The following is a 13,601-nucleotide window of genomic DNA, read 5'->3' on the forward strand; positions in this document are numbered from 1 at the left end:
CCATGGATCTCTCGTCGAGACCGTCAGTGCAACCGCTCCGACACAGCACTCAGGCTTCAGAAACAGCTAGCCGAGGATGCTTTGTGAGGTACTGATAGTCGGAACCCACAGTATCTCGGGACGATCGTCGGCATTGTTGGGTTCGCCTTGTGAATTCGCTCTTTGCCGCCATCTTGACAATGGTATATGTCAACTGGGTGCCGATCTTACGCAGAGGATGTCAACTCAATACGAGGGGGTAAGCGTAACTTTCGCCACGAAGCCCTCAGAGCAATTATCGTGTTCGGACAGCTTCCGAGTGCCACCGATTACAAGATTTCCATCATCTGTCGTCACGACTTCGGACGGTGTTTCGTCTCGCTCAGTTCCGAATGCTGTACTCCACGTTCGATCTCCGTTCTTGTTGAGTTGGTTGAGCCATACCTGCTCCCCGATAATGTCCTCACTTCGTGACCCAGCGATGACATAGCTATCGCCGATTGTAGTAACGCTGTCGGCGGTAGCATGTTCTCCAGGATCGCCATAGGTTTCTTTCCAAACGACGTCACCCTGGTTCGTCGTCTTCATGACCAGTGCATCCGCCGTGAACGCATGCTCCTGTTGCGCTGTTCCCGCCATTAGATATCCCGTCTCAGTCGAGATACATTCTGCGAGATGAGCGGATGTGCCTGTTATGTAGCGGCGTCGCCACTGTTCTCGTCCACGTGAATTCGTTTTGAGTAGGAGACACGCAGTCGTATCGTCTTGTTTGGTGACTGTCCCGCCAAGTACGAACCCATTATCGGCTTCGAGTATGGACACTGCATCAAGCGATTTGTCCCCGGAGTAAGTGCGAGTCCACTGCACTTCACCCGTGGCATCAAGTGTCGCCATTGCGGCCCGATTACCGGAGGACCCTGCAACCACAAACTTCCCATCGGCTGTTTGAATGATATCAGTCGCCTGGTCATCCACTCGCTGGTCGAAATGGAAGTGAGTGGTCCACCGCGTTCGCCCTCGCCGATTCGTCTCGACGACGTACGCTCGAGCAGTGTCCTCACTTTCGGAGTGAGAGTGACCACAGAGGGCAAATCTGTTGGTAGCGGTTCGTATTCCTCCGAAGAGAGCGTCATGTCCAGTCTGTCGATGCAAAACCGTCCAGCGTTTGGTGCCATTAGCGGTCCAATCGTGTTGCCAGCCGTCTGACCATTCGCCGTCAACTGTGGCCATACCGAGCGTCATCACCCCGCCACCAACGGTCGGAATTACATGTCGAAACTCCTCACAGCTATCCTTGTCGCTGGTACGGTACCAGAGAACCTCATCGTGGTACTTGGATATTTGAGACGTTTCATCGTCTGAATTTGGTGTTGATGGCCTATTGGAGTCCGTGGTTTCGGCACTGACGTTTGTTCCAGTGGCTGACAGCAGTGTTATCAGGCCTGTGGTCCGAAGGACATTTCTACGACTTACGATCCGGTCAGATTGCGATGTGTTGTTAGTGTTGGTCATCAGTGTGTATTCTTACGGTGGTGTGATTATGCGTGCTGGTGGTCCGTTCGATTCGCCACTCGGTCGACGAGACTGGGTAGTGCATCTGGTTATCCCTCAGTAACAAAATACGACACCGTCTCGTCGCGATGTCGTGTTTCTTTGTCAGCACTTTGCTCCTCTTCAATGAAGAGGTCGACACCCGAGGAGGTCAGGTTCCTCCACCGAATTGTGGTGGAGTTCCACCCATTGTATGACATGACATCCGCGATGAACGTCGGATTCTGGTACGAGCGTGAGAACTGGATGTTCTGCCATGAATCGTCCGCGATAGTCGTGTTTGCTTCGTAGTCACGACTGCCAAGTGATCCACGGCCAGGTTCGAACGCCATCCAACTGACAACCTCCTCATAGTGGTACTCGGTAGCACGTTCGGCGTCCTGCTCTTGGACGCGATACTGGAACCCACTCGGAGAGGCGTTTTGGATTCGAGCGACGATTGGATCACTGCCAGCTGTCGTCTGCGGCATCGCAAACAAGACGGGAGTCGTCGAAAACGAATTCTCGAACGAGACGGACTCCCACTCGTGATTGACCTGCGCTCGGCCAACCTCGATCCGTCGTCCATTCGTAGTCGAATAGGTGCCCGGATTCAACATGAGATAGCCCGCTTGCGCCTTAGTGTGTGAGCCGTCGAGATACGGCCACTCCTCGATCCGGGCCTCGAACGACGATCCAGTCAACCCACTAATGCGAACGTGTGCCGGGTTTCGTCCGTTGTACGATAGTGCGGGGGCGACGATAGCTGGATGCGAGTAGTAGTCGCTAACATCGAACTCCTGCCAGTAGTCGTCGAGTGTAACCATCCCAGCACTATAGTCGACTGAAGACTGTTGCGGTACCCGTTCCTGCCCATATTGGTTCATCACATGTTCGACACAGAAAAGATGCCAGTTGATCTGCTCGCTCGTCGTCGTATCCTTTCGAGTAGTCTCACAGATGTAGCCTGGGATGTCAAGCATCCCGGCAACGCGATGCATGAGCATCGGCCGGTCAGCATCGAGGGTATTACCCATCAGATAGCGCATATCTCCCGTGAATCCAAACTCGGTATTGAGATCGGCGACGGTGTTCTCGCCGTATTCACGGGCTGGCGACGTCCACGTTGGAAACAGTGCTTGGCCGACACTCCCGTCGCCGGATTTGTAGATGCCGCGTGCAGAGTGTAAGTCGAACATCCAATCGGGGTCGTGTTTCACTACTTGCTTCCAAATCGCCTGCGCCAGTGGTGTCTCAGGGTCTCCACTGAGTGGCGGAAACTTCCGATTCAGGTCGCCATCGTCATCGTAGCGGCTGTTACGACTGATGGCGACCTCATTGGCGCGAGGCAATACAACCAACTTTCCACGGTCGACCCCCCATGACGCAATTTGCGTTGCTGCGCGGTATCCTGAGGGCTCGTTTCCATGGATCCCACCAACGACCATGGTTGTCGGCCCCGACTGTCCAGAGTCGTACACATAGACGTCGGTTTCATGGGGGGTATCGGTCCGAATTGAATAGCTACTCGTGACCATTGGTGCGTACCCCCGGTCGAGAAATGGGAATGAGACAGCCTACCAGAACAGCGGGAGTCGGGAACCGCCGCGAATCGCAGGTGGGAGGTGTTCGATTTGAAGACCAGAACGGACGTGGCGCTTGACTCGTTTCTGCTCCATCGAGTGTTCTGACTCCCCGTGGAGACGCGATCCTCGTGTCTGGGCTGCGTGCTGCGTCCATATTGGCGTTCAGCTTGCCGAGTTCGATTGCAACCATTAGATTACAATGTGCCTACAGGTTCTATGTTGGTAAAAACACATTATATAAACTCAACATGTGTTGATCATTCTCTTCGTTAAGAATTTCACTCTCAGAAGAATGTATCGCGAGAGACTCTTCGGGGGGTGCTACCAGAAAACTAACAATCCCCAATCGGAGGGAGAGCGTCGATTTTTCGTGATAGTTGTCGAGCGGCAACTGAACAGCTATGTCGATCCTGTCGTTCGATACAACTATGACCGGATCTCTGTTGGACCGAGTGGGAGGGGCTGACTGGGACTGTCGGTACTGTCTCGGAGCCCTCCTCGCTCTCTCGGTTGCGGTTGTCTCGGTCGTTTACGGACTCACACACAGCGATATCGTGACGGCGCTGGGCGGATTGCTGTTCGTCCCGACGGCCATCCTCCTGGCGGGAATCGGACTCACCGGCGGCACTGGACGTCGCGACGCTGAGGCCACCGAGTCGCTGTAGTCGGCCGTCCGGTGATCGTCGCCGACAGGCCCTACGACGTACGAACAGACGCGGACTGTTCGCAGCGGGAGACCAAAGGTGTCCGCTTCGGAATCGGGGTGCTCCCAGCGTCGGACAATAGCTGAAAGACGTACGCTCAACCGACAGCGATGGAATCGAGTCGTTGCAGTCGTCGATCAACCGAGTGTCACGGGCGTCGGCACCTGAGAAGTGCTTCGGGCGAGCAACGTGGGGTCGGCGCCACCGACGCCGTTTTCGGAGCGACCTGTCGTGCGACAATCTCCTCCTTATGTCCACTCATCCCTAAGCGACTGCCATGCAGACACGCCACGCCGTATTGGGGCTGGTGCTCGTGGTGACTACGGTGATGGGCATACGCGGTGTTGTCGCCATCCTCGACGGTGACGTCGGAATCTTCGCCAGGCAGGTCGCCGTCGGCGGGTTCATCCTTGCATTTGGGGTCGCGCTGTACCGCAACTGGGACGCGATTGGGACCTGACCGGACGACCAATACACACAGCGTGGCATGCGGTCCCCGCGGGTCGTGGGTGCCAGCTGTCGTCGTGCTCGTCTCCGAATCCTGAGGCGATTCACAGCGAGCGTATAATCGAGTCAAATTCGGTGCGGATGTCCCACTGCGAATGGCTATCCAACAGAAGAGCTGCTGACACATAGACCGCTGCCCCAACAACGACGAGGAGTGCGAATTTGACAACAACCAGTTCGATTGAAACCGTCTGACGGACGCCAAGAAGTACGAGTCCCATGATCCCGCTGGCGAGTGCCGGATAGGCCAGTTCTTTGAGCAGCGCCCGATGGCGGATATCGAGACAGCGCACCACAACATGAATCTGGAGGGGGACAGTAAGGAGATATACGCCGACGATTGCTCCGGCAGCCCCTACGAGGTCGTATCTAATCGTTGCCGGAATAATGAGTATCCCCGAGAAAAGGAGTCTGATGCCGTTGATTTTCGGGTTGAGGTCCGGGCGGCCGACTGCGTTCCAGACGTCAGCGAAAACCGACGTGAGTGCAGCGAACCCACCGTAGACGGCGACGATCTGCATCACTGGAACGATGGGGTTCCATTGTGAGCCGAGCACAGCGGGGATGAATGAGCGAGCTGTCAGAATGATTCCAACCGTTGCGGGAAACGCCAAAAACGAGAGCAGGCGAACGCTTCTGAGGACGGCATTACCGAGCATTTCCGTATCGTCCTGAAGCTTCGAATACAGGGGGAAGACGACGGTCGAAACCGACCGCGACATTTCCATCGTCGGCATCTTCGCAAGCTGATACCCGAGTTGATAGTATCCGAGCCCGGTCGTCGAGACGAGTCGTCCGACAAGAGCGTCGTCGCCACTTGTCAGAATGAAACTAATGGCTTTCGACGCCGTAATCCACTTTCCGTAGCCGATGAGTTCACGCACCTGTGCGCGATCGATATTCAAACCTGGCCGATAGTCGTGCAGTGCGTATGAAGCGACGAGCCGCGCGAAGTCAGCGATGATAAATCCCGCAACGAGCGCCCAGACGCTTTCGTAGATAATTGCGATGGCCACTGATGCGACGAATTTCGCCACAGAGGCGCTCATTCCGAAGAGGAACTGTTTGTGCATATCCAGATCCTTCTGGAAATACACGATACTCGGGTTGATGACCCCGGCCACGATCGGTGACACTGCGATCACCCGGAGAATGAGCGTAACGCGTGGTTCGTCGAAGAACCATGCGACTGCGGGCGCACTGGTGACGAGAAGGAGTGCGAGGACGAGACCACGAACGAGTTGGAGCGTCCATGCAGTATCGAGAAAAGTGTCGACGTTTGCTTCGGAACGCTGGATAAGCGCACTCTTGATACCGAGTTCGGAGAATCTCCGGAGTGACGTGTAGGTGATCAACGCAATACCCATCAATCCGAACTCACGCGGACCAAGAATGCGGGCAAGAACGACGAGCGACAGTACCTGAAGTCCTCGCATTCCAATCTTCATGCCCGCAGACCACACCCCAGATTTGACTGTCTGGTTCGTCAAGGTGCCATCGGGGAGCGCCCGCTGGTAGATGGTTCGGAGAACGCGACGTAGCTTGTCAAACATGGAGCAGTATCAGGGAGGACAAATTCACTATTTGGCGTAGGACACCAGACGTATCAGTTATCATCTGTCTATCGATCGGCAGTGTGTCTTACTGAGAGAACTTTGTGCTTAGTCATAAAATTGTCCAATACAGGTGAAAATACTCAGAGTTGGCATAGTGTCATATGTGGTCAATTAACATTACTGAGCTATAAATGACGATCAGACATAACGTCTGCAAGAGACGATTGGTGTCTCCTTTAGCGAACCTCAACTTTTTTAATAAGTTAGGATAACCAGACATTATGGCTGAGCATCCACTTCTGGCCAAGTTATATCACGGGGCTGATGACCAACTCTCGCTTTTTGCTAGGTTGCTGAAATACGAACTGAAGTGGGGTCGGGCCATTGATGTCTCTTTGAAACGGCGGCTCTGGCTGTGGCGCCGCGGATTCACCAGCGAATCTGATCTGCTGTTCGACATTGATGAGACGAACGCCTACGAGTTCCTCTCGACGGTCCAACAAGAGCGCTCGATGGACATCGCGAACAATTGGACTCCGACCGCCAGCAACAAGCTCACCAGCCACCTCCTGTATAGTTCGGTCCCCGAATATCTCCCAGACCTCTATGGCCTCATCGAGAACGGGATGTTAAAGCGAATGTCGCCAATACTGGACGCGCCGGCATGGCAGCAGCAAGAATCGGCCCTGACTGCGACTGACGGGGGACAGGTCCAGCAGTTCGGTACATTCGAGTGGATTGATACGTATCTTGATGAGCAAAATGCGCTCGTTCTAAAACCCGTCTATGGGCGTGCTGGGAACGGTATTTTCGTCTGTCGAAAAGACGCTGATTCGAATCGATACGAGGTGAACGGAGAGCAGAAGACCCAACGCGAGTTTATCACGTTTCTCGAAGGCCTCGACGAGTACCTCGCAACAGAGTTTATCGAGCAAGCCGACTACACAGAGCAGCTGTTTCCGGACGCGAGCAACACGCTCAGAGTGATGACGTTTTGGGATTATGAGACAGACGAGCCCTTCATCGGTGCCGCTGTCCAACGAATTGGGTCATTCGAGTCCGCTCCCACGGACAACTGGAGTAATGGTGGCATCTCGGCAGAAGTAACCGAGGATGGGACGTTGAGCCGCGGTGCACAGTGGTTGTCCTCTGCGGGCGACGTCCGCTGGTTCGATACGCATCCAGATACCGGGAGCCAGATCGCCGGGACGTCGATTCCGAACTGGTCGACGATGCGTGAGCAGATTCTTGAGTTAGCATCGCTGTACCCGTATTTCCCGAAAGTCGGATGGGACATTTTACCCACTGGCGATGGGACGTTCAAGCTCATTGAACTCAATCCACGTGCCGGAACACGGAGCATCCAGATACATACCCCCCTCCTTCGAGATCCACGAATCCGGCAGTTCTATGACCATCATGACTGTCTGTAATCGGTGGGGTAAACCGAGACTGCCGAACGCACGCTTACACGCATCGACCGATTCGACGACGGAGCCAGTGTTCCGTTCGGTGTCGTTCTTGTGTCGGCGGAAGCCGATATGCAAGAAGTAGTCACCGTCACGGGCGGTGAGCGTACTTTCCGTGACGCTCCATGTGTCCGAGTCGGGATACTGCTGTTGGTAGCCATCGTCGGTGTCAGGCAGTACAAGTTCACACCGAATACGACTCTGCGTTGTGGAAAGCGACACCGTATCGTCATCGAACAGTGATATGGTTCGGGTGTCGTCCTTCATCGTGGGTGCAGTGAACGTGGGTTTGCTGACCTTTTTGCCTTTGGCGCGGCGTTCGATACAGCTGGTGATGGCTTGGGCGGCTTGGTGGGTGGCGAGAATCGCGTGCTGACTGCCGAGGCCGGTGTGTTCGCACACTCGTCGTAGGCGAGAGGCTGTACGTCGCTCTTGGCGTTGCACTTGCCCCCACGCCATGTCGGTGGCGATTTGGCAACCACGCTTCCACTCGGAGATAGTCTCTTCGAGAAGGTCACGTTGCTCGTCTGTAACTTCGAGACGAGTGATTGCCGTCCGACGCACGTAGTCGTCTGCCACAATTTCAATGTGACCGGGAATCTACTTACAAAATGATGTTTGTAGCCGATACGAACGCTCTCCTCCCCTTTCTACTCATTCGTTTTGCTCATTCCTTGAGGAAGGGGACTTCGCGCTACCGCTTCAGTTGAAGCCCTCGAATTGCTTTGAGTCACACCCGAAGAAGCAGGTGAAGTACCACGGGTCGGGTGACCCGTGGCATCTGGGTTTAGTCCGCCGTGGACGCACCAGTCTTTAATTCCTCTCGCGCTCCCGTTCCCGGTCGCGCCAACTTCGCGTCGGTAATACCCGAACTCAAAGTGAGTCCGTGAGAGTCGGCCTCTTCACACAGGCCCGATACCGTCCGTCTCACCTTCTTCACAGTCATTCGCTTGAGGAGCCCGCACGCTCAGTAATGAACAACTCGCCGTCGACCTCGTAGAGATACCCTCGTAACAGGAGACGTTCGATCGCAAACTCGGCATCACCGTCAGAGAATCCCTCCTCCCGCAGATTGCCAAGAGCTTTTTCAGGGGCAATCCCCTCTGATGGCTCGATTGCAGTCAGCAGGATCTCATAGGCATCGCCAGAAAGCGGTCCCAGCGATCGATTAGTTGGGTTGTACATATAGTAGATAGTTTAATGAGAAAAACATCTATAAGCATATTAATCTCACGGGGTTCAATCACTTACACTGATAAAAATCTAGTATACAACATATGTGTATGGATGTTATTTCAAGATAGGTATGCCGTCCAAGCACTCGACAACTAATTAGTACTGCTTCGTCAAGAAGTTGAGCAGCATGGCAACTACTATGGTACAAATAGTGACATGGACCAACGATTCCACGTCTCCGCGATGAGAGTGCCCGCGCTGTGGTTGATTAGTCTTGCTACGTGATAGGGTGACTATGCACGCGGGCATCCTTGTATACACGATCAAATAATATGAAGCTAAGGATATGCTCAGTACTTGCCACAGTAAGATGTAGTTAAATCTTTTGTTGGTGATTATGAAGAAATTGCCCATAGTGAGGACTCTCGGACCAGTCCACGTCTGTATGGACTCCAACCTGTTGAAACCCCAATCTGAGTACCACATGAGGCAGTTCTCATATACTAGAACCCAGGAGAAGTCGAAGAAATAGATAAGATACCAGATGGCGCTCTGGTAGTGAACAGTCGAGCACGATGCCTGAGACCACTGTTCAAGCCACTTCTACCGTGACCGCTGTCATCTCTCGGCTGAAAGGAGTTTTATGAGTGTTTTGTGGTAGCTAATTCTGGTTTGACGGCATCGATTAAGAGAGACTACGACACTACCACACAAGACCCTTGACAGCTGATTCTTGCAAACACGAATTGAAATAATGTCTTGCATTCTGGAATAATTGCGACGCTGTTCTATTCACTTGGATGTTATTTTATTTTTTACCGAAATTCTATTCTATTGCACAATCCATTAGGACATAGAGGAATACGCGATTATCTGGAATGGCATCTAGTCGACGGAAGTTCATTGCAGGACTTGGTATCATTGTCGCAGGTGGCGCAAGCGCACAAACTGTGCTCGCACAGGAAGACATCTCACTCACTATCACAGCGGTGAATCCCGAGGAAGAATACGTCGTCATCAAGAACGAGGGTAGTTCGGCGGTTGATCTCTCGGGTTATATCATGGAGTTCGAGTACAAACAGAACGTCAGTCAAGACAAGACGTTCCCCAGTGGAACGACAATCGAAGCTGGCCAGTCAATCCTTGTTGCATCAGGCGCAGTCGACGTCGATAACGCGGACGTCACATTTGACTACGAAGGTGAAGTAATCAACAACGAGTCAGACCAGGTCGCAGTCCTCACTCCCGACGGAAACGTTGTTGCTTCGGCGAGTGTCGGCGAGGTACCGTCTGAAGCCCCGGAAGAGACTGAAACTGAGACTCCAGAAGCGACTGAAACTGAGACTCCAGAAGCGACTGAAACTGAGACTCCAGAAGCGACTGAAACTGAGACTCCGGAAGCGACTGGAACTGAGACTCCAGAAGCGACTGAGTCCTCTGAGTCGACGTCGACGGTTGAAGAAGACGGCTGTTAGCGAACTCGGGCTTCTTTTTCGAATCAATTGAACCACCATCGCTCCTGGATAGCACATTGTTGATTTCAGAGAGTCGCTTTGACAGCGTGTTTGAGTGCTTCTCGACCAGATCTTTCGAAGAATTCGCTGCGTAGCTGAAAGGCGCGAAAGTACTGTGTCAACTTGGCCTTCGAGACGCCTCTCGCAGGTGTTCACGTGAACGTCTTCATCCACGTATTCTCCGTCACCGTGGACGACGTACTCGCAGTCGAACTCGTCGTCCTCCACCAGTGGATCGTATACCCGAAATCTGTCGGTGTAGTTGGTTATCGACTCCTCCTCGTGATCTGCGAGGCAGAGTCGCACCCTCGATTCGTCGACGGATTTCGCTGGGACAACGTATCGCTGTCCCGTTCCACAGCTAACGATGGTGAAGACGGGTGGGTTGTCTCCCTCATGCGAGCGCCCGCGAGGGCGACGCCAGAAACCAACAGTCGACGAGTTGCGATGGCCCAGAATATTCTCAATCAGACACTAGCCTATTTTTTACTGTTCTAAAAGATGTAGTTTTGTTATCAATCATATTTTTAACCGAACACAACGCATGAAACTCGAGACAGCATGTGTATTGTCAACATGACACAACAACCAAACACACACCAGCTGTCTCATTTCCCCCATGAAGACAGAAAACCCACCATCGACGACGTGGCTGCGACAACTCGAGACCTCTCGGTTCCTCCGACAGGGACTGACCGTGACGATCGGCGTCTTGCTCGTCGCCGTGACCCCGGTCCTTGCACAGACGGATCCCGTTTGTACTGCTTCGAAGATCCCAACCATGCTCGAGGGCTTTTTCGAGATCACGACGGCGTTCGGCGTCTTGGGCGTTGCACTCATCTGGCAGGGCGACTCGTTGGTGGAAATGTTCACCATCGGCGTCGACGAAAAGCGCACGCTGAAGCGGCACAAGCGAACGGCACTCAAATCGGCAGTAATCCTCCTCGTTCTCGGACCGCTCTACACGGTCGCGGGCTCGATTATGGGTCTCCCACTCGCGTCGTGTATCAATCTCGCACCGTGGTGAGTCACTGAGCGACCAGTGACTCCCAGAGATAGGCGGGCGACACGATGGTGCGCACACCTGAGTGTCGCATTCTGCATCGCGAGCCTCCTCGTCGGTGCGGTTTCGGCGACGCCACCAGCACCGAGTGACGACAATGGGCTCACGGAGAACGAATCGGCGACGCTGTGGTCACACGACCGTGATTCGTACATCAACGAATCCACCTATCAGACCCAGTACAACCGCACTCGCGTGCCGATACAGCAGTTGGCCAACGGGACGGACATCTCGTTCACACGACCACCGAAGACGGCCGCGACGTGGACAGACCACGATTTTGAGGACCTAGCGGCTGGTGACGAAACCAAAAGTATCGCGCCGGCTCACGCCAACCTGACCGATGGTGTCCTCATCAGGGACGCCCACGTAAGCACCTTCGCTATCCACCCTTCGACACGCGGACATCTCACCCCGAGTGAGACGCCGCTGTACATCGCGCCGACGGGGTCGTTGCGAGCACTGGTCGACTACCGCGTTCGGCTTCCATCTACGAACAACAGCAGTGCTCGCAACTGGACCATCACCTCGCACGAAATCGAGGCGGTTCGGCTCTCCCAGGAAGAGACGACGATCGCACAGACGACAGGACACACACCTGTCCTTGAGTACACCCTCACAGATGGTGGCCCGACCACCCTCACTATCGAGGCTGACATTGCGGTCACAATCGACAACGGCCTCATCTCGGAAACGGAGACGCTCACTGTCTCGGAGACACTCGAGGTGGTCGTCTACGACCTCACGGCGTACCCCCACTACACCACCTATCCGGATGGGGACACTGGGGTTGCGATGTTCCAGAACCAGCCTTGGCAGGGGTACTCGCTGGGTGCAAATGCCAGCGTCCGTGGGGTGTGGCGATTCTACACCGCACGCGATCGGCGCTGGGATACACTGTCGGTGTCAACGGAGACAACCAACCAGACAGTCGACTCACCAGCGCTGCCGGTGTACGTCCACGCGTACCCCTCACGTATCGGCCCACGAGCCGAACCGCTTCGGAACGGCCCGGAACTCATCGACGTCTGGGGTGTCGAACATGCGTCACCGAACGAGACACTCGGTTCGAACGTCGCCGTCGAGGTCGTTGAGCAGCCATATGCGGCGTCCTACGGCGTTGCTGTGCGAACTGAGACTGTCGACCGCGATGAGTTGACCGTGAGTGGTATCGTTCGCGGTGTTAACGCGACCATCGTCGACGCTGCAGACAGCCACCGCACCTTCAGAGAGAGCAATCTCACGGTCACGGTCGTTTCACAGACGACGTCCGAGGCGACGCTTCGTATCGAACTCCGAGACAACGAGACGAGCACACCAATCGCACTCGCAGAGCACCCGCGACTCGATCCACTCAGTGAAGAGAGTCGAACTGGGTACATCACTATCGCAGGCGAGCGTGTGGAGACGAACTCCACGGGTGTGGCGTTCATCACCGTCGACCAGCCCGGCATCTATACAGCAACGTATCATTCCGGGTCGTGGTTGAGCAGTGACCCAGCATACACCCCGGCGTCAGCATCGGCGCGATGGCATCCGCTCAGTTCGATCGATAGCTGGCTTGTATTCGTTGTCGAGGTCGTCTGGTGGGCCACCCCATTCCTCGTAGCGCTGTACGCCGGACAGCGAGTGTTGACGTTCCTTCCCGGCAGCCGTATCGACAGATGACTAGTAGAATTCACTTATGACACAACCAACACATCGACACAGACGAACCGTCCTCAAAACACTTGCAGGGAGCTCTCTCGCACTCATCGCTGGGTGTACTGGGAAGGCTGCCCAATCGGATGAGACGAACGGCGAGACAGCCGTCCAACGCGATGGCGTCCTCGAACACGTCGCGATCGAGAAGACAACGCTCGTCGTCGAGCTTGCGAATGACGATCCTGACGTCATCAACCTCATCGAACCGACCGGCGAGCTGTGGAAATCACGCGACGTCGCCACTGGCGCAGAGCGGGTTTCCTTTGCAATCGGGACATCCTATACACCCGGTGAGCACCGCGTGCTTGCGGTGAAAGACAACGAGTCGATTGCTGAAGTCGCGCTCGATATTCGCCCACAACTGGAGATACTGGATGTTGGACTCTACCGGAATCACCCAGAGAAGCCGTGGGAGGAAGTATATGGAGAGGGTCCGAGCAAAATAGAAATTAACAGCCAAGCTTTCGTTACCATCACTAACACTGGGAGTGGACCAGACAAGCTGACTAAGTTACATTTCACGGGCGACATACCAAACAAGACAGAGGCACATCATGAGAGTGGTCTCTCTCGTAAAAGCCCAACTCAGGTAGGGGCTAAGGAGACTATTGATGTCTTCTCTGATATGCTTCCTTTCGGGCTTCCGTATGAGGACGATGAGATCCGATGTTCAATAGAAGGCACGGAAGGGGAATTCACCGTCTCAATCGAAACACAAGTTGCGAAGCAACCTATTGAGAAGACATTCTCTGTTGCATACTCAGGAGCTAACGAGATGCGCGAGTGCGACATCGCGGTTGGAGAGATCTGAAG

Annotated in this window: 11 protein-coding genes and 2 pseudogenes; 7 read left to right on the forward strand and 6 right to left on the reverse strand. The window is 54.4% G+C overall.

Annotation, left to right across the window (positions count from 1 at the left end):
* Positions 1-225: 225 nt before the first annotated feature.
* Positions 226-954: a hypothetical protein gene (locus tag BSG17_RS25820; protein WP_139246527.1), complete on the reverse strand. Its 729-nt coding sequence runs from the start codon at positions 952-954 to the stop codon at positions 226-228.
* 626 nt (positions 955-1,580) lie between these two features.
* Complete coding sequence (locus tag BSG17_RS00010; protein ID WP_089820441.1) at positions 1,581-3,047, reverse strand: M99 family carboxypeptidase catalytic domain-containing protein; 1,467 nt, start codon at positions 3,045-3,047, stop codon at positions 1,581-1,583.
* A gap of 476 nt (positions 3,048-3,523) precedes the next feature.
* Here BSG17_RS00010 and BSG17_RS00015 point away from each other — a divergent pair, with 476 nt between their 5' ends.
* A complete protein-coding gene (locus BSG17_RS00015; RefSeq protein ID WP_139246528.1) occupies positions 3,524-3,760 on the forward strand; it encodes a hypothetical protein in 237 nt (78 codons plus the stop codon).
* 316 nt (positions 3,761-4,076) lie between these two features.
* The gene (locus BSG17_RS00020; RefSeq protein ID WP_089820443.1) at positions 4,077-4,259 is read left to right on the forward strand and encodes a DUF8073 family membrane protein; all 183 of its coding nucleotides are present in this window, start codon (positions 4,077-4,079) and stop codon (positions 4,257-4,259) included.
* 91 nt (positions 4,260-4,350) lie between these two features.
* Here the strand turns inward: BSG17_RS00020 and BSG17_RS00025 are convergent, their stop codons facing one another.
* On the reverse strand, positions 4,351-5,796 hold the full coding sequence (locus tag BSG17_RS00025; RefSeq protein WP_170864664.1) for a lipopolysaccharide biosynthesis protein: 1,446 nt from the start codon (positions 5,794-5,796) through the stop codon (positions 4,351-4,353).
* A gap of 347 nt (positions 5,797-6,143) precedes the next feature.
* Here BSG17_RS00025 and BSG17_RS00030 point away from each other — a divergent pair, with 347 nt between their 5' ends.
* The gene (locus tag BSG17_RS00030) at positions 6,144-7,295 is read left to right on the forward strand and encodes a sugar-transfer associated ATP-grasp domain-containing protein (RefSeq protein ID WP_089820445.1); all 1,152 of its coding nucleotides are present in this window, start codon (positions 6,144-6,146) and stop codon (positions 7,293-7,295) included.
* A gap of 66 nt (positions 7,296-7,361) precedes the next feature.
* Here the strand turns inward: BSG17_RS00030 and BSG17_RS27710 are convergent.
* Positions 7,362-7,910 (reverse strand): annotated as a pseudogene (locus BSG17_RS27710) (RNA-guided endonuclease InsQ/TnpB family protein); the annotation flags it as partial.
* A 363-nt stretch (positions 7,911-8,273) separates the two neighbouring features.
* Positions 8,274-8,516, reverse strand: coding sequence for a hypothetical protein (locus BSG17_RS00040; RefSeq protein ID WP_211609030.1), 243 nt, complete (start codon positions 8,514-8,516; stop codon positions 8,274-8,276).
* A gap of 941 nt (positions 8,517-9,457) precedes the next feature.
* Here BSG17_RS00040 and BSG17_RS00050 point away from each other — a divergent pair.
* Entirely contained in the window at positions 9,458-9,982 is a 525-nt protein-coding gene (locus BSG17_RS00050) for a lamin tail domain-containing protein (RefSeq protein ID WP_170864665.1), read from the forward strand.
* 65 nt (positions 9,983-10,047) lie between these two features.
* Here BSG17_RS00050 and BSG17_RS00055 read toward each other — a convergent pair.
* Positions 10,048-10,462: pseudogene (locus BSG17_RS00055) on the reverse strand (transposase); the annotation flags it as partial.
* 178 nt (positions 10,463-10,640) lie between these two features.
* Between BSG17_RS00055 and BSG17_RS00060 the strand changes: the two are divergent.
* From BSG17_RS00060 to BSG17_RS00070, 3 genes are read left to right on the forward strand one after another with little or no spacing between them, the layout of a single operon-like run.
* Complete coding sequence (locus tag BSG17_RS00060) at positions 10,641-11,048, forward strand: DUF7985 family protein (protein WP_394327937.1); 408 nt, start codon at positions 10,641-10,643, stop codon at positions 11,046-11,048.
* Positions 11,049-11,063: 15 nt separating this feature from the next.
* Positions 11,064-12,752, forward strand: a complete 1,689-nt coding sequence (locus tag BSG17_RS00065; RefSeq protein ID WP_244531443.1) for a DUF8186 domain-containing protein — start codon at positions 11,064-11,066, stop codon at positions 12,750-12,752.
* A 16-nt stretch (positions 12,753-12,768) separates the two neighbouring features.
* Positions 12,769-13,599 (forward strand): hypothetical protein, encoded by an 831-nt coding sequence (locus BSG17_RS00070; RefSeq protein ID WP_089820449.1) that lies wholly within the window; start codon positions 12,769-12,771, stop codon positions 13,597-13,599.
* Positions 13,600-13,601 lie beyond the last annotated feature (2 nt).

Origin of the sequence: Halogranum amylolyticum, assembly GCF_900110465.1 — an archaeon.
Classification (GTDB): domain Archaea; phylum Halobacteriota; class Halobacteria; order Halobacteriales; family Haloferacaceae; genus Halogranum; species Halogranum amylolyticum.

Bases quoted from the DNA above. Each gene is read 5' to 3' on its own strand.
- BSG17_RS00010 (WP_089820441.1), bottom strand. From the start codon at position 3,047: ATGGTCACGAGTAGCTATTCAATTCGGACCGATACCCCCCATGAAACC.
- BSG17_RS00015 (WP_139246528.1), top strand. From the start codon at position 3,524: ATGACCGGATCTCTGTTGGACCGAGTGGGAGGGGCTGACTGGGACTGT.
- BSG17_RS00020 (WP_089820443.1), top strand. From the start codon at position 4,077: ATGCAGACACGCCACGCCGTATTGGGGCTGGTGCTCGTGGTGACTACG.
- BSG17_RS00030 (WP_089820445.1), top strand. From the start codon at position 6,144: ATGGCTGAGCATCCACTTCTGGCCAAGTTATATCACGGGGCTGATGAC.
- BSG17_RS00040 (WP_211609030.1), bottom strand. From the start codon at position 8,516: ATGTACAACCCAACTAATCGATCGCTGGGACCGCTTTCTGGCGATGCC.
- BSG17_RS00060 (WP_394327937.1), top strand. From the start codon at position 10,641: ATGAAGACAGAAAACCCACCATCGACGACGTGGCTGCGACAACTCGAG.
- BSG17_RS00070 (WP_089820449.1), top strand. From the start codon at position 12,769: ATGACACAACCAACACATCGACACAGACGAACCGTCCTCAAAACACTT.